Origin of the sequence: Candidatus Amarolinea dominans (assembly GCA_016719785.1) — a bacterium.
In the GTDB taxonomy this organism is placed as follows: Bacteria; Chloroflexota; Anaerolineae; order SSC4; family Amarolineaceae; genus Amarolinea; species Amarolinea dominans.
Genome location: JADJYJ010000014.1, coordinates 59882 through 78231 on the forward strand (window position 1 = coordinate 59882; position 18350 = coordinate 78231).

Genomic DNA, 18350 nt, shown 5'->3' on the forward strand with positions numbered 1-18350 from the left:
TGTTGAGCTGCGCATGACCCGCTACTACCTCGCCTACGCCCGCCAGCACAAGGATGACTGGCAAGCGCTGGACGGTGACCAATTCGCGCAGATCCGGCGCGGGTGGACGGTGGCGAGCGAAGGCAGCGCGGGGTTGACGGCCGACGAGCAGGTCAATCTGATCTTCGGCTACCTCAACGCACTGGATAGCTACCTGGAGCGACGCGGGCTGTGGGCCGATCTGCTGACCTGGAATGGGCGGGCGCTGACGGCCGCGCAGAGCATCGGCAACGAGGCGCTGGTCGGTGGATTGCTCAACGACATCGGACTGTGCCATCGGCACCTGGGACAATATGAAGAAGCCAGGGAGATGTTCGAGCAAGCCCTGGCAGTGCGCCGCCGGGTCGGGCCGGTTGCCGGCGAGGCGGTGACCCTGAACAACCTTGGATTGGTGCATGACGATCTGAGCGAGTATGCCCAGGCCATCGCGTTCTATGAGCAGGCTTTTCCGCTCCGCCAGGCGGCCGGAGACCGGGCAGGTGAAGGGATCACACTGCAGAACCTGGCAACGACATTGATGCAGATTGGCCGGTGGGGCGAAGCCGCCGAACGCTTCGAACAGGCGTTGGTCATCGAACGGGAGGCCGGCGACCGGATGGGCGAGGCCGGCACCCTGAGCAACCTGGGGCAGCTCTACTTGCAGATGAGTCGCCGGGATGAAGCGGAAGCGGCGTTGACGCAGGCGCTGGCGCTCATGCGAGCGATCGGCGACCGGGGCCATGAGACGGCCGTCTTGAATAACCTGGGGTTGCTGGCGCGGGCGCGCGGTCAACCGCGACGGGCGCTGGCGCTGTTCGAGGAGGCGCTGGCGGTACAACGCCAAGCCGGTGTGACAGGCACAGAAGCGCCCCTACTCAACAACCTGGGTACGACCTACCAGGCGCTAGGCGACTGGCGTCGCGCGTTGGCGTACTTTCAGCAAGCGCTGGCGCGCCACCAAGCCACCGGCGACCGGGCGGGTCAGGCTACGGCGCTGGCCAACATCGGCGGGTTGCATCTGGAGCGTGACGCCCTTGCCGAGGCCAGAGTTGCTTACGAGCAGGCGCTGGCGCTCGTCCAGGCCAGCGGCGACCGGGACAGTGAGGCCACGCTGCTGAACAACCTGGCCGCAGTGTTACGCGCCCAAGGCGAACTCGACCGAGCTGCTGAGCATCTGGCGACCGCCCTGGCCACTGCCCGCGAGGTCGGCAACCGGGAGATGGAAGCCACTGCTTTAAGCAACCTGGCCGCAACCCGTTTCGACCGCGGCGACTTGCCTGGCGCACGGGCGGCCCTGGAGGCTGCGCTGGCCCTGCGCCCCGAAACAGGCGACCTCCTGGCTGCCGGCGCCACACTGAACAACCTGGCCGCAGTGAGCAGCGCGCAGGGCGATCCTGCCGCAGCGGTGGACTATTACGAACGAGCGTTGGCGGTGCGCCGCCAGATCGAAGATGTGGCCGGCCAGGCGCACACGCTGTACAACCTGGGCATCCTCTGCACTGATCTGGGTGACTTTAGCCGGGCCGAAATCGCGCTGGCCGAGGCGGTAACGCTCGACGAGCAGTGTGACCTACCCCAGATATCTCGCGACCGGAAAGCATTACTGGAGATCCGAAGTCGGCGAAAACGAACTTGAGACGCCGGCCCAACACATATAAACGGAGGTTCACCATGGATATCGCAACGCTGGCCAAAGATGTAGCCCTGTTCCTTTCCCCCTTCCTGCCCTACCTGCTCAAAGCAGGAGAAAAGGCCGCCGAGGAGGCCGGCAAGAAGCTGGGCGGCGACGCGTGGGAGCGCTAAAGGGCTGTGGAGCAGGCTGCGGCCGAAAGTCGAGGCCAAGTCGGCCGCCCAGGAAGCCGTGGCCGACGCCGTCACTGAGCCGGAAAATGAAGATGCCCAGGCGGCCCTACGCCAGCAACTGCGCAAGCTGCTGGCCGAGGATGATGATCTGGCGAGAGAGATCGGGCAGCAGTGGGCTGCCGCGCAGGCGGCAGGCGTGACGATCATCGCGTCAGGCGACCGCGCCGTGGCCGCGCAAAATATCACTGGCAGCACGATCGTCACCGGCGACCGCAACACGGTGCAGAGCGGCAAGTACAACATCAAGATTGACAAGGCATCGGGCCTGGCCATCGGTGACGGTGCCCGCGTCGAACAGCATGGCGATCCAGGGGAGGCCCAATGACAGCAAGCTCGTGGAGGACATGATGAGTACTCAACCAAGTAGTTTTGTGCAACTCGGGCGCGTCGAGATCTTCGTGCATGCAGGACGTATAGACGGCGATATCACACGGTGTGGCGCTGAGGTCCTGGTGAGCTCGGCCGGCACGGATGGCTCGATGCAAAGCGGCGTCTCGGCCGCCATCAGGGTGACCGGTGGAGACGAAATCGCCGCACAACTTCAGAAGCACAAGCCTCTGATCCCGGGTACGGTCGTCGTTACCGATGCTGGGAAGCTGGCCGGGGCAAAGTACATCTACCACGCAGTAATCGTCGGCTGGGGTCAGGAGCGCCGAGTACTTCAGGCTGATGTTTGGCGTGCCGTCACTACCTGCATGGACATCGCACGTCTGACAGGCATGTCAAGCATTGCATTTCCGTCCCTGGGTACTCTGCACGGTGGCGCCGACAAATTCGAAACGCACTCGACAATGGCAGCAGCCTGCTTGCAGGCTTTGGGTCAAGGCAGCAGGCTGCGGCAGGTTCACTTTTGCTTCAACTACCCCCCAACGGCGGAAGTGTTCAAGAGAGCATTCCTGCAGCAGCAGTTGATGAGAAACATCCAGGCGCTGGAAAAGGGGCAGTGGCACGATCAGCAGCTTGAGACCGATCTGGCCAAACTCTGGCCCTTACTTACAGATGTCAGGTTCGGCCTGAGGCACTTGAAGGAGTTGGTCAGCACACTTGAGCGCACCCCGAATGCTCAAGAAGCCCGTACACTTATCCACGATGTCTCGAATAGTATTGTTGTGATCGGCGACCGCAACACGGTGCAAAGCGGCAAGTACAGCATCAAGATTGACAAGGCGTCGGGTCTGGCCATCGGTGATGGCGCGCGCGTGGAGCGATCAGGCGACGACGTAGAGAGATGAACATCTCAGCGAAGGAGGCGGGCCCATGACCGAAGCTGCCAAGTACCAGGTCACCATACACGGGAACGTTTACGACCTCGCCATCGGCGACGGTGCGCAGGTGATCTCGACCGGCCCGCGCGAACGAGCAGCCCCACCGTTCATGGCGCCGCCGCCGCCGCCGCAAGGAATTCTGGGCCGCGATGACGATCTGACGCGCGTCTTCGATCTGCTGCAACTGGGTGACACGGAAGCTGCCGATGTTCCGCCGGTTGCCTTGCGCGGGTTGGGCGGCATCGGCAAGACGACCCTGGCCGCAGCGTTGGGCCGACTGGCGATCATGCCCGAACGCTTCCCCGATGGCGTGCTATGGGCAGCGCTCGGACCGCAACCGACCCTGCGCATCCTGCTGGATGGCTGGGGCCGCGCGCTGGGCGTGGACCTGCTGCCGGAACGCGACGAGACCGCCTGCCGAGACCGCTTGCGGGCGGTGCTCTATCGCAAACGTACCCTGCTCATCGTGGATGATGTGTGGGAGGCCGCGCACGGCAGTTACTTCACGGTGGCCGGCCCGCACTGCCGCACGCTGATCACCACGCGTGAGCCGCCGGTCGCCTACGCCCTGGCCACCCGTGACCGCACACTACGCGTGGACGTGCTCAAGCCGGAGGCTGCACTGGCGTTGCTGCGTCGCCTTGCCCCAGAAGCCGTGATCGCCGACGAGCGCAGCGCGCAGCGGTTGTGCGAGCGGCTGGAGTATCTGCCGCTGGCCCTCACCCTGGCCGGTCGGCTCCTGGCGGTCGAGGCCGACGTGCCGGCGCGCATGACACGGCTGCTCGGCGAGTTGATCGAGCAGCGGGATGCCCGTCTGACGCTGCTCCAGGCCGAAGGGCGGTTAGAATTGACGGAGGATGAGCCGGTTTCGCTGCAAGCCATCCTCGGCATGAGCGTCGCCCGGCTGGATGGGACCGACCAGGAGCGCTTCGCCATGGCCTCGGTCTTCGGCGGCGACCCGCTGACCTGGGAGATCAACGCGGCGGCTTACGTGTGGGAATGTCCGGTGGAGGAGGCCGAAGCCACAATCTCCCGCTTCATCCAGCGCGGCCTGGTTGAACGCCGCGGGGCGCGTTATTGGATGCACGCCCTGCTGGCGGATTACGCGGCGGAGATGATGGAGGGGATGGGGTTGTGAGGTGATGAGTGCAGCTTGGCGCAGGCATCTGGACTACATCTTGATGAACATGCAAGCTCGCCGCGGCGACCCGGCCTGGTTTGAGTCCGAATGGCCGCAGATCGAGCGTGCATGGAAGGCCGGTCAAGACTTGGGTGATGCGAGCACTCTGCTCGTCTATCTCAACGCGGCGCTGCCCTCGATGGCGCCGCTGGGACTGTGGACGACGGTCATCGCCTGGATCACGCAGGGTTTGCCCTGGGTGCAGGAAGCCGGCAACAAGCTTCGCGAAGGCGTGTTGCTGGAGAATCTGGGCTACTCCCATTTCTTGCGTGGTGACAGAGAGAAGGCATTGGCGATCTATGAGGAGGCACTGGCACTCGCGGAAGCATTTTCCGGCCAGGTCTACACAGGCGCTCTTCTCGGCCGCGTAGGCGAGCTGTATGCGGCAATTGGCCAACCCCAACGCGCGCTGACCTATTTGCAGCGGGCCGTGACCATCGCCGATCAGGCCGGCAATCGCAAGGACGCAAGCCAATGGCTGGACCGCTTGGGGCGGGTGTATGCGGCGTTGGGCCAGAATCAGAAAGCTGCCGACTGTCTCGAGGAGGCGCTTCAACTGGCGCGTACCATCGGCCACCAGGGCCTCGTAGGTTCCGCACTCGGCAACCTGGCTAACCTCTATCTGGACGCTGGCGATCTCGACCGGGCTGTCCCACGCCTGGAAGAGGTGCTCCAGATCGCGCGAGAAAGCGCGGATCGGCACGCCGAGGCAACGGCGCTGATCAACCTGGCACTGGCACGTGGGATGGCTGGCGATATCCGCGCTTGCATCGAGGCCTACGAACAGGCGCTCGATATAGCCCGACGAATCGGAGACCGCGACAATGAGAGCACATGCCTGGGTGGATTGGCTGGAGCATATCGGATAATGGGTCGAGTCTCGACAGCCATGCACTATGTTGAGCAAGCTTTGAGGTTGGCCCAGATGATTGGCGATGCGGACGGCGAGATGTCGTGGCTGAGCGAGTTAGGAACTCTGTGTGGGCTGGTCGGTGAGAATGATCAGGCGCTTGCTCGCTTTCAGCAAGCGCTGGCGCTGGCGAGAGGCGCTGCGAGCAGCCCTTGGCACCAGGAGACGATCCTGGGCAACCTCGGTAACTTCTACCTCACCCTTGGTCAGATCGCCGAAGCGCGTAAGTGCTTCGAAGAGGCGCTGCCCCTGGCCCAAGAGATCCAAGATCGTGCCGGCCAATGTGCTTTGACCGAGGGGTTGGCCACGACCTATGCGGAAACCGGTGACCGGTTGCGTGCCGCTGAACTCTATCAACAGGCGCTGGTGCTCGCTCGCCAGATTCCAGACCGCAGACGAGAAGCGAGCCTCTTGAGCAATCTTGGAACAATCCTTCTCGCGATGAGCGATCTGGAAGGCGCCATAGCTAACCAAGAGCAGGCTCTGACGATTTTCACAAATCTCGACGATCTACGGTCAGCCAGCATGGTACTCAGCGCATTGGGCAACGCGTATCTCGCCGGTGGTGACCTCGAACAGGCATTAACCCTCTATCGCCGGGCCGTTGATGTCGCGCGAGAGTCAGAAGATTGGCGCTCAGAAGCAACCGGCAGTTGGAATCTCGGTATGCTGCTTGGTCAACAGGGTAACTTCCAGGACGCGGTTGGTTTTCTGCGGCGTGCCGTAGCGCTGGAGCAAATCCACGGGCACTCGAATGCTCCTGTCCATGCCGCTGTGCTCAACCAGGTGGAGGCTCTGTTGGAAGAATCAAACGAGGCCTGACGGATTACCATGACATCCAGTTCAGCGCCAGGCAGCGCTCACCAGATCGAGTTCTTCCGGCTCGCCATCGCCCAGAACGAGCACGACGGCGCCTATCGCTGGGCCGATCGTTTTGTGCATGCCTGGATGGACAATGCAGTCGCTGAATGCAGGTTGCTCCTGTCCGGCATCAAGGGCAGCGGAATCCAGCTTTCACCGCACAGTCAGGCTATTGCGCTGCGCTGCCAGGCGCTGTTGGAGCTGCTCGTCGAAGATTACGATCGCAGTCATGCCGACTTCCTGCGCAGCCTGGCGCTCTTCGATCAGACCGGCGACGACTTCAACGCCAGCCGGGTGCTCAACGACCTGGGCACCCTGCACCAGGCACGCGGCGAGCTGCCCACAGCCGTCGCGCGCTACCGGCAGGCGTTGGCGCGCCTCTTGCCCGGCTGGACCGGCACTAGCGAAGAGGCGATGATACACAACAATCTGGGCCTGGCACTGATCAGCTTGGGTGACGATGCGGCCGGCGCCGCTGAGTTGGAGCAGGCCAGGGCGCTCTACGACCAACTGGGCCAGCCGCAAGGCGCAGCGCGGGCGCAGATCAACCTGGGCCAGGTCTATCGCCGGCGCGGTGAGCTGCCGCGGGCGTCGGCGGCTTATGAAGAGGCCCTCCAGGTATTGCACAGCTTCGGCGAGCAGCGGCCGGTCGTCGACCTGCTCAACAGCCTGGGCCTGCTGGCCCGGCATCAGGGGCAGCTCGACCAGGCCATCGACTACTACACCCAGAGCCTGGCGGCAGCCCAGCAGGTGCAGCACCTGGGCGGCCAGGCGCAGGCGCTCGGCAACCTGGGCGCGGTATGCCAGCTGCAGGGGAAGCTTGACCGGGCGCGTCCGTACTACCAGGAGGCATTGGCCCTGTACGAGATGCTAGCCGATCTGCGGGGCCAAGCGCTGATGCTGGGGTGTTCAACGACAACTATAATTACTCATTGACGACAATTAGAACTGCCCACTAGGAAGCAGCAGGCAGGTCAGGTAAACTTCCTCTGATCATGAAGGAGAGGGAGGATAAGATGACTTGTACCGATGCTCAAGTGAGGCTAGCAATGCGTGAACGAGCGAAAGGCCGTACCCAAGAACAATCGGCCGAGAGCAGCAAGACCTGCACGTACAAGACACAGCGCTGGGCGCGCTAGGCACGCTGCGCATGAGGCAAGAGCGCTGGGCAGAGGCTGACGTCCTGCTGCAGGAAGCCCTGACCTTGCAGCGCCAGCGGCAAGATACCCACGCCCAGGTGGAGACCATCTACAAGCTGGCGATGATCGCCAAGGCCCAAGGACGATCCGAGGAGCAGCTTGTCGAGATCCTGCGTCCAGCGTGGGAGCTGGCCCAGGAGCACGGCTACGGCCGGTGGTTGGTGAACATGGCCTGGCTTCTGGGTGACGCGGTATTTGAGCAAGGGGCCTCTGGTGCGTACAATTACTATGCCACGGCCGCGGTGATCGCCCGGCAATATGAAGACGAAGAGCGCTACTTGGAGAGCATCAAAATGCTGGCTGAACGCATCGCCGAGCTTGTTTCACACGGACAGGATCACAATGCCCACTTTCTTTGCCAGTACTTGATCGACTACCGGCGGGAGAACGGCTGGGAGGAATGGGTCGAGGATGCTATTGACACATTGATCCAATTGGCCGCAACGATCCAAGCCGGCGAATCTGTGTCAGTCCCTTCAAGTGTTATGGGTGCCAACGCTGTGGATTAACTGGCCGAACCGCCAAGTTTGAAACACAAAGAAGTCAGCCGAACTGAAGAATGTGTCCACCGTCCACGTGACCGTTACGACAGTCTCAACATTCATCAGTCGGAGATGGACGAGTTTATTACTCAAACACAGGAGCAAAATGATGGGAAAGCCGCCCCGCGTTTTTCTTAGTTCTACCTGGCTTGACCTGGAATCCGAGCGCGAGGCCGTTGAGAAGGCATTGTACCGTATGCAAGACACCGCCTTCGCCGGCATGGAATACTTTGGCAGCCGACCTGAGACACCCAAGGATGTCAGCTTGGCCGAAGTAGATCGCAGCGACGTCTACATTGGCATCTTCGCCCACCGCTACGGTTCCGGTATCACCGAAGCCGAGTACCGCCGAGCGCGATATCGAGACATTCCCTGTCTGGTCTACCTTAAAGACGAGAGTGTGCCGGTCGTGCCGTTTCACATGGAGATAGAGCCAGAGAATGTCGCTAAACTGGAAGGACTCAAACGCGAATTAAAGGCACACCACACGGTCTCGTCCTTCCAAAACCCCGATCATCTCGCTACCCAGGTCGTCGCCGACTTGCACAAGCTATTCAACCGCATGCCGACTGCGAAAGACCAACAATCAACCGAACCAAAATCCAAATATGAGATCCACATTGGTGAAGGTCAAGGTATCGTCATTGGTGATCAACTGCAAGTAACACAATGCTTTGGAAGTGGTGGGGGAGAAGATACGATGTCAACAGCAGAGGCATCTGTCGATACAGATGCATTTGCCCAACAACTCTATCAGCTACTGATTGGCCATTTCGATCTGGAGGAACTGCGCACCCTCTGCTTCGATTTGGGCGTTGAATACGATGATCTGCGAGGTGAGGGTCGATCCGCAAAGAGCCGGGAGTTGGTTAGGCTGATGCAACGTCGTGGCCAATTGAATCGTTTCCATACGATCATCCAAAGGTCGCAGGGAATATTGTCTTAAGGAGAGGACAGGCACGTGATTGCTGATGATCTAGCTGTCCTTCGCAGACAACTATGTGAACGCTTCGACTTAGAAGAGTTGCGAACTCTTTGCGCGGACTTGGGCGTAGACTTCGATGATTTGCGGGGTGAAGGCAAGACAGCCAAAGCGCGCGAATTCGTGGCACTGATGCAGCGTCGAGGTCAGCTTGGTCGCCTCAAGCAAGTCGTGGAACAGCGTGGATCCATTCTAGAGTTAATCGATGGACGATACGTGGCTTTTCTGCGGCGGCAATACGGACACGTGCCATTGGGGGGTATTGCTCCTCGGGTGCAGGGTCGCGCACTTAGTATTCCGCTCGATGAACTCTTCGTTCCCTTGCGGGCGGAACTGGATGCACCTCTCCAGACCCAATTTGTGATGAGTGGCGTACGCGGCTTTCAGGCCATTCACTCGCCGGATCCGCGCCTGGTAGGGCTAGACGGAATCACAGCTCAACCGCATGTTGTGATTCTGGGCGAACCTGGGGCTGGCAAAAGCACACTGCTGCGCTGGATGATAGCCCAAACTCTAAGGTCAACTGGTAATCCGAAAGAGCACAGTCTAGCAGTCAATGTGTTGCCTATTTTCATACGCCTCACTAACTTCGCCACCGTGCTCGAGCGGCAACCGGGTATTGGCCTAGCCCAGTATATCCGAGAATGGCATCTTCCCGAATATCGGGCACTATTTGAGCGGTTGCTGGCGAATGACCAGGGCTGGCTCCTTCTCGATGGCCTCGATGAAGTGGCCGATTCACGTAGGAGACGCGAGGTACGTAATGCTATCGAGGCATTTGCCGCTCAGTTCTCCGATTTTCATATCATAGTGACTAGTCGGATTGTTGGCTATCGTAGCGCACAGATAGCCACCGGTTTCCGCCATTTCACTTTGCAGCCATTTGGACCGGAGGAGATCGCACATTTTGTGCGAAACTGGTATAGAGCGGTTTATCGGCTGGTAGAAGGGGTGTCCGACGATTTCGAGTTGGAACGACGGGCCAACCGTCTGTTAGAAGGACTGATGGATAAGTACCAGGTCTTCCAACTGGCAGGCACCCCATTGCTGCTGGCGATCATTGCCTTAATGGACTGGAAAGGCAAGGAGATTCCAAAGCGACGGGTCGAGTTGTATGAGGTTGCAGCTGAGACCTTGTTGGAAGATTGGCCAGCGGAACACGGACGGCCTATCGAAGACAGACTGGATATGAGCGAAATGTTGGAGGTGCTTGCGCCACTGGCGCAGCACATGGTCGAAATGGGGCTAACCGAGGCGATTCGTCTAGATGAACTCAAACCACGTGTCGTCAATCTGATACAGGGAGCAAGCGGTTGCTCCGAGCAAGAAGCACGTGACCTTGGTGGCGCCTGGTTGGATTTCCTCAGTGAGCACAGTGGCCTACTAATCGATGTGGGTGTCGATGAGTTCCATCGACCCATCTACGCCTTCCTGCATCTCAGCTTTGCAGAGTATTTCAGTGGACGAGCATTAGCCAAGCAATGGCACGAAGGCTCAATCGACCTGAGTCGCTACGTGAACGATCCGCGCTGGCGCGAGGTGGTGCTACTCATGGCAAGCCATGTCGCGATGCAATCGGTGGCCGATGGCACTCGTTTGGTCGATGAGTTATACAGTCTTAAGCCACCACATCACGATGTGCTACACCAGTCGCTTGTACTGGCCGCTGCTTGTTTGGCAGATGATGTGTCAGTTGCATCCAGTCTTCGAGCTAAGATTCTGGATGAGTTGATACCGTTATGGTATAGTGGCACCTTTGGGCTGCTGCACTCAAAGTTGTTCAGGATTCTAGCAGCTATGCGCGGCACCGACAGTGCACCTCATGTGGTCGAGCGCATCATATCACTGCTGGACGATGATCACGCATGGGTGCGTAGCAGCGTTCTTGAGTTGCTGGGAAAACTAGGCCGATCATCCGAGCCGGCACTGAAAGCCCGGTTATTGAATGCTCTACGAGACCCCAGTGTTGATGTACAGCGCGCAGCCATACGCTCGTTGGACGCACTTGGGCTTGTCCGTGACTCGGATGTGGGCGCTGCCCTTCTACAAGCTTTGTATCATCCGAACGGTGGAATTCGTGCCCGCGCTGCCCTCGCGCTGAGTCCCATTGTCGAATACGAGCGCGATGTACAAATCACATTACTGAACCTCTTAGCCCAAGATGATGACATTGCCGTTCGTCAGCTGGCAGCTCGCATTCTCGGCACACTGCGTCAACCTGGCGACGAAGTGGTCGGTGGAATGCTTGCTGCGTCTCAGGACCCTAATGGAGCTGTGCGCAAGGAAGCAGCCACAGGTTTCATCCACTGGGGGGAGGATAGCCGTCAGCGGTTGATTGCTGCACTCCGCAAGACGTTGAACGACGTAGACACAGACGAACGCCGTCGTGCTGTCAAGGTGATTGTCGATGTCGGAGCGGTCTTTCCCGTCGAGACTACGGAGCTCCTACTCGAAGCCGCTGAAGGCGATAACAACCTGTCTGTCAAGGCTGCTATCATTCGTTCGTTGGGAAGCCTTCCCACCACTGACAATCGAGTGATTGATTTGCTAGTTGGAGCATTGGCAGACAGGAATCGTGCTGTACGACGCAATGCCGCCTTGGCACTCAAGCAATTGTCGATCCGTAGTTCAATGATCAGTCTCGGTCTCGCCCAAGCACTGAAGGATTCGGATGTGTCCGTGCGAAAGTTTGCAACCGAGGCACTGGTCGAGTGTGGAACGCCTGAACTTGATGTTGTTGGTGCACTTGAAGAGGCGCTTGACGACGCTAATCAGTTTGTTAGGTTATCTGCCGCGTGTGCCCTCCTCGAAATAGGAGCGAAGTCAGTGAAGGCCTATGAGACCCTGTTTGTCCTGCTCCGATCAGCGAACAGCGAGATTCGTCGCCGAACAGCTCGCCGTGTGCGTGAAACCATACAGTACATAGATTCTTCTGTAACCCGAATCTTGATCGATCTGGTAAGCGATGATAGCCGTGATGTGCAGGAAGAGGCTCTGCTAGCACTAGCCGAACTCGGATATCGAGCTACTCCTACGGTCGTAGCCGCGTGCCGCATGGCAATGCATGACAAATATCATCTGATCCGCATGTGCGCTGCCAATGCTCTAGGAAAGCTGCGGCAGTCAGATGAAGCAACCATCAACGACCTACTAAGCGCACTGACAGACTCTGATACTCGCGTACGGCTAGCCGCCTCTGAGGCCCTGATTGCACTAGGTGAGGGACCTGCCCGAGCAGCGATCATCGAAAGCGTGCGCACCTTTCTCGATGAGCATACACGCTCTGAAGATGCTTTGAACACTTTGTGGGGACTAGTGGTTGGCGAGTAGACGCAACGAGTCACGAACTGGCCGATCTAGCACGCAATGTGGTTGGCTGACAGGAATAATCTGGAGATGCGAGCATGGCACCAATCAAGCAATTCATCGTCGGCCGCCAGACCGAGGTCGAGCTCTTCGACGACCTCGTCGCCTGCCGCACGGCGTATCATTTGCTCAACATCTACGGCCCCGGGGGCATCGGCAAGACGATGGTGGGTCAGAAGCTGGCTGTGCATGCTGGTCAACGAGAAGGGCGTGGTGGCGCGCTGGTTCGACCCCGAGACGGTCAAGGTGATCCTCGAAGTCAACCTCGCGGACGCGCGCAGGATCTACGATCTGCTCCGTCGGCACTCCTTCGTCGAGCGCCACCCGTATGGCCTGAAGTTCCACGACAAGATCCGGGAACTCCTGTTGGAGCGGCTCAAGTTCACCAGCCAGGGCGAGTACGACCGGCTGACCAAGCGGCTAATGGCATACTACGCGGAGAAGGCAGGGCTTGCACCCGAGGAGCCGGATCAGCCAGTCAAACCCATCGAGCCATCCGGTGCATCTAAATACGAGATCCACATCCACGGCCCGACTCAAGGACTGACGATCGGTGATAATGCCCAGGTGCAGCAGCATCTCACAGAAAATGGACCAGAAGATGAACGGACAGAGCAAGGAGGCTGACTACGAGATCGAGCTGATCGCGACGGGGCTGGCGGCACAGGCGCCAAGCGCATCGACGCGCGGGCAGGAGACGTTTGCGGCTGCGCGCGGAAGATGGCTACGTGGGGGAGACGACTTGGTTTTGCGATAGCATGATCTCCATTTGGCAAGAGCTAGGTTATGCCGAGCACTTCCCCGCGTTACCCAAGACATTCGGGCAACTCTGGGCGCGCTGGGCGAAGCAGCCTCAGGACGGCAACGGTGGGTGAGCCGGCAAATCAACCTGACCTTGACGCTGCAAAGTGCCGAACGAAGCTGTTAATCTCCCTGGTGCCGAGCATTCCAAGAACTAGCCGCAAGCGTCGTCCTTGAATACGGACCTACGCCTCCGTATACGCAATCTCGTTCCGCTCCAGCCACCCCCTGGCGATCGCTGCCAGGGCCGCATCACGGAAGCGCTGCCAGGCATCTTCGATGCCGCGGTAATGGATCGTATCCTTGAAGTGCCGGAATGCACCTTTGCCGTGGACGGCGTCAAGTAGTTCGTTGCGCAGCCGCTCATCGTCCACGGTGTCGGAGAAATCTCGCATGATCTCCCACTCGTGGATGTCGTACGTAGTTGGCAGTTCCAGCCAGTCTTCGGAGTTGAGGATCTCGTCAGCCTGACGAATGTCGTCGTGCTGCCAATCTGGATACTCCTCCAGGTCACGATCTCCCTCGACCGCGCGGATTTCCTCGCCGGCGAGTGTACACAGCTCGCCGGTGACCCGGTTCAAGAAGGCGAGACACTCGTCGTTCATCACTTGCATCTCGCTCATGACGTCACGCAGGTGGACAACTTTAGTCATCAGTTGCTTCTCCGTTAAAACTCCAGTACAATGCCGGCCGGCCTTTGTAGCCGCCTGCCGGGCAGCGTTCAGCACACAGGTTGTCTTGCCGGCGGCCGCCGGCGTGAGGCAGTGGGCTGTGAACATGGCTCCTTCACTGTGCAATAGAGTTTATGCACAATAGGGCTTTTCCCCACTGACATCAAGAAATGTGCGTCGAAATGGCGTGTACGCCCCACCAGTTGGGATGATTCAGGGGCGGCGGAGGGATGTCGTTACACGGCTTCTTATTGTACATAAACTCTAATGCGCCCGTATCGTAGCGCGGGAACGGGTTGCTGTCAATCAGAAATAGCCGGCTTTTTGATTGACACCACCCATGAACTGTGATATTCTGTTTGTGGTCAGCTTGAACTGCAGTTACCAAAGGAGTATTCATGAGCCTCTCGATTTCCCAAACCGTCGCCGAGGTGTTGCGCCTCGCGGAGCGGGCACTTACATTGACCGAAATCCTGGCGCGCGTGCGCCTGCTGCGACCGGTAGATACCGCCAAGCCAGAGGTAACGATCCGCAACACGCTGGGCAACTTACCCCTGGCGATCAGCCTGGGCGGCCGGCCGGCGCACTACGTGTGGTGGCCGCATAGCCTGGCCGCAAACTGTTTCCGCCAGCCGTTGACCGACCTGGATCTGGCGTCCGGCCAGGTAATCCTCCACGAGGAGGACTTGCTGGCGTTTTGGCCAACCTTCTTTGCCGATGTCCTTGCGCGACCCCACGAGGTAACGCTCGTCGCGGGCGATGGCTTCACGATCCCAGCCCAGATCGATCATCTGCGGCTTGGCCAGCGCGCCTGGGGTTTCCTACCAAACCCTACGTTGGCGGACTGGCTCCGCCAGCAGGGCGCCACAACCGACGACGCCCTGATCGTGCGCGTGCTCGACGTGACAGAACGACGCTATGCCATCGAACTGGCGCGTCAGGACACACGCGATGAGTCCGCCATGGCGGCGCGTAACCAGGCGCTGACCGATGCAGCCGTCGAGGTCTTGCGTGAAGCGCGCGACGGCCTGCCCGACTACTACCTGATCCCCCGTTTGGTCGTGCGGGGCGCCTATAGCGACCCGCTGCCTCCTGACCCGCTGGAGGTCGTTCTGCGCGGCGACCTCGGCTTTATCGTCGGGGAGCACAGCATCTGGCTGGCCGAGAAGACTGTGGATAGCCTCGAACGCACGATGGAGGTGCGGCCTGACCCTCACGCTTCCCCGCGTCCTCCACGTGATTATCGGCCGGCGCTTCTAGATGACGACGAGGCGATGCGTCGAGCCTGGGGTGAGTACCTGTTCGACCGCGGCATGGATCACCGCTGGGTCAAGTGGAACGTCGCAGCCGAGGCATACTACCGGGAGGCGTTGCGTCTGGATCCGGGTCACGCCGACGCCTGGGTGCACCTGGGCATCCTGCGCTTCGAGGAGAATCGGGTGGAAGACGCGCTGACCTGTTACGAGCGCGGCGAGGCGGCCGCCCTGGCGCGCACGATTGGCGATCCGAAGACGTACGAAGGGCCGTTCTGGCTGGACCTGGACTCGCGACCCTATATGCGGGCGCTGCACGGCAAGGGGCTTTGTCTCTGGCGTCTGGGCCAGACGCACGCGGCGCATCAGGTGTTCGCCCTGATGTTGCGGCTCAATCCCAACGACAACCAGGGCGTCCGCTTCCTGATACCGGACCTGGATGCCGGCCTGACGTGGGAGGAGAGCATGGCGCGAGACGAGCAGGCCAGGGCTTCAAGCTGATTCTTGCGTGGCGACTTCTATGACTCCCGGTCCAGCTTCTCTGAGACCACGGACCTACGCCTCCGTATACGCAATCTCGTTATGCTCCGACCACCCCCTGGCGATCGCTGCCAGGGCCGCATCACGGAAGCGCTGCCATAGGCGCATCAACAACACCGGGCTTTCGATCAGATCGGCAGCCCGGTGCCTTGTTTGATTCTTCCGTCTCTATGCCTGTGCCAATCTCATGCAGGCAGGATGTGTTCCCACGCCCCGCCTTGATTGCTTCACGGCGCCTGGTAGATCAGTTTGAGCTGCGGTCGTACAAAGGTCACGACGTACTCGGACGCGGTGAACTCCAGTTCGGAGTTGGTCGCGCCGCTGCCCATGATGACGATGCCGTTGTTGCTGCCCGGATCACCGACCCACATCTGGGCCGAGCTGGTCACGTCGAACCAGACCCAACGCCCGCCGCCGCCAAAGGAGACGCGGTCGCTGAACGTCGCGGCGTGATCGCTGGGGCCCATCGCCCCCGGCATTTCCCACGGCATCCCGGCCGCGGCGTCCATCCAGCTTGCGCTGTCTTCCGCCCAAACCCTGGTGACTTCGTAGGCTTCCATGGTGACGGCGTTGCCGCTGCCATAGGTGACGTAAAGACCGATCTGGGCCTGGCTGACCTGCGCCATCGCGGTGACGCTCGATAGGTCGAACTTGACCAGCGCGGTCTTGATGCCCGGCTGGCGGATGTAGAAGTTACTCCCCGCGCCGTAGGTCGTTGTGGACATCCAGGCATCGAGGTAGGTGTCATCGGTGCCGCTGTAGCCATTGGCGCCGTTCTGGAATGTCATCTCATAGGCGTTGAGCGCCGGCACGCTGAGCGTGGTCGTGGCCGAGCCCACTTCGGTGTTCAGCACGTAGGATTTCACGGTGAGGTTGACACCGGCGCCCGCGGCGCCTGGCAGAACCTTGAGCTGGAAGTCAAACGCCACGGTCTGATCAGGCGCCTGATTGCCAACCCAGGCCACAGCAACCACGCCGCTGGTCTCAGGTGCAGCCGCCTTGAGGGCCGCGGCGCCGCCATTCTTCAGCAGGTTCATCGCCACGTTCAGGGGTACGCGCACCGGGAAGGCGCCGTTCGTGGCGCTGCCTTCCACGTACTCAACCTGGTTCGCATCGAAGGGGACGATGTGCATGATACCATTCACGCCACCGGTGTTGCTGGTGCTCACGCTAACGGTAGCCGTCTCGCCCACCATCGCGGTGGTTGGGACGACCTGGATGGCATCGGTGACGGTGACTTGGGTGATACGTCCTTCAATCATGGGCGTAATGGGCGACATGACGGTGACGTAGTCCATCACGGCATCTTCAAGCCCCGGCCCAAAGTCGTACGGGTTGATGGCGTTGGTCAAGAAGACCGTATAGCCGTCACCGCCGAGGCGCATGAAGTTGTTGCTGGCCACGTTGTAGACGCGATCCGGCTCGATGGGCTGGTAGCTTGTGCCATCCCAGACTTCCACCTCGCTCACGCGGGAGCCAACCGGGAACTTCAGATTGAACTTGAAGCGGATGCCACTGACCTGCGGGAAGCGGCCATTGCTGCCGAGGCCCACACGGCTGACGCCGTTTTCCAGGGCAGCCACGACATCGCTGCCGCGCAAGCCAAACGTAGCAATGGTGTTGCCGAAGGGCAGCACTTCAAAGACTTCGCCAATGCTGATCGGCCCGACGTCAATCGGTGCACGCAGACCGCCGCCATTGGTGATGGCAAAGTCATAGTGCATATTCGGGTCAATCATGTTGACGCGGCGCAGCATGGCGTCCGTCACCAGGTTGCCCATCAGACACTCACCGGCGCGGCAGATCTGCTGACCACCCACAATGATGGGCAGCTCGACCGTGGTTTCGCCAATGAAGGTGTTGCGCAGCACGTCCACTTCGGCGCGATAGGAATCTACCAGGGCCTGCACGGTCGGGTCCTGCGCCACTGCGGCGCCCATGTAGATGGGATCGCCGCCCCAGGCCGTCGCCACGCCGGTCTCGTCAAAGGTGACATCCAGATGACCGAGGTAGCGGCTCCACTGGAAGGCGGTGACCACGAGCACGGGGTTGCCGTCGGTGCCATTGGCGACCGTCGGATACGGGCCAACCGGTATGTCACCGTTGACAGGCGCCGTCTCTGGTGTATAGATGAAGGTGTGACTGTGGCCGCCGACGATGATGTCCACACCATGCACGGCCTGCGCCAGCGCGACGTCTTCAACATAGCCGATGTGCGTCAGCACCACAACCTTGTTAATGCCCTGGGCCGTGAGCTGATCCACAGCCGCCTGTACCGCCGCCACTTCGTCCGAGAAGTGGACGTTGGGGCCAGGGCTGGACAGGATGGGTGTTTCCTGCGTGGTGACACCCACCACGCCGATCTGCTCGCCATTGATTGTGACGACCGCCGAAGGCGCAATGAGTCCGGCGAGGAGCGGCTCTTCGCTGGCGTCAATGTTGGCGCTGACCACAGGGAAGTTGACGCCGTTGATGAGGCGAGCCAGTTGGCCGGGGCCATCGTCAAACTCGTGATTGCCGATGGTCATCGCGTCGTAACCAAGCAGGTTCATGGTTTGGGTGATGATGTCGGCCTTGAACAAACGATAGAACAGTGTACCCTGGAACTGGTCACCGGCATCTACCAACATGACATTGTTGTTGGCGGCGCGGAACTCGTTGATGGTGGTTGCCAGGCGGGCCGAGCCGCCGATTCCGCTCTGCCCGTCCACGCGGGCATGGGTGTCATTGGTGTGCAGCAGGGTGAGGTTGAACGTGTCCGCAGGGCCTGCGGCCGTGGACACGGCGGTCGTATTGGCCAGCGCAGCAGAGCCAAGTAGCGCTGCCAGCAGGACGAGGGCCGCAATGATGGTGAGAAAACGCAATTGCTTCATCAAATCCTCCTTGATTGAATCGAAAC

General features: G+C 60.3%; 13 protein-coding genes. 11 read left to right on the forward strand and 2 right to left on the reverse strand.

The features are described from left to right. Positions 1-13 precede the first annotated feature (13 nt). From IPM84_15545 to IPM84_15590, 10 genes are all read left to right on the forward strand, one after another. Positions 14-1654 carry a tetratricopeptide repeat protein gene (locus IPM84_15545; GenBank protein MBK9094153.1) on the forward strand — a complete coding sequence of 547 codons (1641 nt, stop codon included), beginning with the start codon at positions 14-16 and terminating at the stop codon, positions 1652-1654. Between the two features lie 225 nt (positions 1655-1879). Further along, positions 1880-2206: a hypothetical protein gene (locus tag IPM84_15550; protein MBK9094154.1), complete on the forward strand. Its 327-nt coding sequence runs from the start codon at positions 1880-1882 to the stop codon at positions 2204-2206. 19 nt (positions 2207-2225) lie between these two features. Next, positions 2226-3113: a macro domain-containing protein gene (locus IPM84_15555; GenBank protein ID MBK9094155.1), complete on the forward strand. Its 888-nt coding sequence runs from the start codon at positions 2226-2228 to the stop codon at positions 3111-3113. A 25-nt stretch (positions 3114-3138) separates the two neighbouring features. Further along, entirely contained in the window at positions 3139-4284 is a 1146-nt protein-coding gene (locus tag IPM84_15560) for a hypothetical protein (protein MBK9094156.1), read from the forward strand. 40 nt (positions 4285-4324) lie between these two features. Then, complete coding sequence (locus IPM84_15565) at positions 4325-6058, forward strand: tetratricopeptide repeat protein (GenBank protein ID MBK9094157.1); 1734 nt, start codon at positions 4325-4327, stop codon at positions 6056-6058. 9 nt (positions 6059-6067) lie between these two features. Further along, complete coding sequence (locus IPM84_15570) at positions 6068-7033, forward strand: tetratricopeptide repeat protein (protein ID MBK9094158.1); 966 nt, start codon at positions 6068-6070, stop codon at positions 7031-7033. Between the two features lie 214 nt (positions 7034-7247). Next, positions 7248-7805, forward strand: a complete 558-nt coding sequence (locus IPM84_15575) for a hypothetical protein (GenBank protein ID MBK9094159.1) — start codon at positions 7248-7250, stop codon at positions 7803-7805. Positions 7806-7944: 139 nt separating this feature from the next. After that, a complete protein-coding gene (locus tag IPM84_15580; GenBank protein MBK9094160.1) occupies positions 7945-8784 on the forward strand; it encodes a DUF4062 domain-containing protein in 840 nt (279 codons plus the stop codon). Positions 8785-8799: 15 nt separating this feature from the next. Next, complete coding sequence (locus IPM84_15585; protein MBK9094161.1) at positions 8800-12150, forward strand: HEAT repeat domain-containing protein; 3351 nt, start codon at positions 8800-8802, stop codon at positions 12148-12150. A gap of 225 nt (positions 12151-12375) precedes the next feature. Beyond that, positions 12376-12813 carry a hypothetical protein gene (locus IPM84_15590; protein ID MBK9094162.1) on the forward strand — a complete coding sequence of 146 codons (438 nt, stop codon included), beginning with the start codon at positions 12376-12378 and terminating at the stop codon, positions 12811-12813. Between the two features lie 359 nt (positions 12814-13172). Here the strand turns inward: IPM84_15590 and IPM84_15595 are convergent, their stop codons facing one another. Beyond that, positions 13173-13640, reverse strand: a complete 468-nt coding sequence (locus IPM84_15595) for a hypothetical protein (GenBank protein MBK9094163.1) — start codon at positions 13638-13640, stop codon at positions 13173-13175. A gap of 416 nt (positions 13641-14056) precedes the next feature. Here IPM84_15595 and IPM84_15600 point away from each other — a divergent pair, with 416 nt between their 5' ends. Continuing rightward, entirely contained in the window at positions 14057-15412 is a 1356-nt protein-coding gene (locus tag IPM84_15600) for a hypothetical protein (GenBank protein ID MBK9094164.1), read from the forward strand. A gap of 266 nt (positions 15413-15678) precedes the next feature. On the opposite strand, the gene IPM84_15605 is transcribed toward IPM84_15600, so the two are convergent. After that, positions 15679-18324 (reverse strand): 5'-nucleotidase C-terminal domain-containing protein, encoded by a 2646-nt coding sequence (locus IPM84_15605; protein ID MBK9094165.1) that lies wholly within the window; start codon positions 18322-18324, stop codon positions 15679-15681. Positions 18325-18350 lie beyond the last annotated feature (26 nt).

What these genes read in the sequence shown, in the direction of transcription:
- IPM84_15545 (MBK9094153.1), top strand. Translation starts at nt 14, where the DNA reads ATGACCCGCTACTACCTCGCCTACGCCCGCCAGCACAAGGATGACTGG.
- IPM84_15555 (MBK9094155.1), top strand. Translation starts at nt 2,226, where the DNA reads ATGATGAGTACTCAACCAAGTAGTTTTGTGCAACTCGGGCGCGTCGAG.
- IPM84_15560 (MBK9094156.1), top strand. Translation starts at nt 3,139, where the DNA reads ATGACCGAAGCTGCCAAGTACCAGGTCACCATACACGGGAACGTTTAC.
- IPM84_15570 (MBK9094158.1), top strand. Translation starts at nt 6,068, where the DNA reads ATGACATCCAGTTCAGCGCCAGGCAGCGCTCACCAGATCGAGTTCTTC.
- IPM84_15575 (MBK9094159.1), top strand. Translation starts at nt 7,248, where the DNA reads ATGAGGCAAGAGCGCTGGGCAGAGGCTGACGTCCTGCTGCAGGAAGCC.
- IPM84_15580 (MBK9094160.1), top strand. Translation starts at nt 7,945, where the DNA reads ATGATGGGAAAGCCGCCCCGCGTTTTTCTTAGTTCTACCTGGCTTGAC.
- IPM84_15590 (MBK9094162.1), top strand. Translation starts at nt 12,376, where the DNA reads ATGCTGGTCAACGAGAAGGGCGTGGTGGCGCGCTGGTTCGACCCCGAG.
- IPM84_15595 (MBK9094163.1), bottom strand. Translation starts at nt 13,640, where the DNA reads ATGACTAAAGTTGTCCACCTGCGTGACGTCATGAGCGAGATGCAAGTG.
- IPM84_15600 (MBK9094164.1), top strand. Translation starts at nt 14,057, where the DNA reads ATGAGCCTCTCGATTTCCCAAACCGTCGCCGAGGTGTTGCGCCTCGCG.
- IPM84_15605 (MBK9094165.1), bottom strand. Translation starts at nt 18,324, where the DNA reads ATGAAGCAATTGCGTTTTCTCACCATCATTGCGGCCCTCGTCCTGCTG.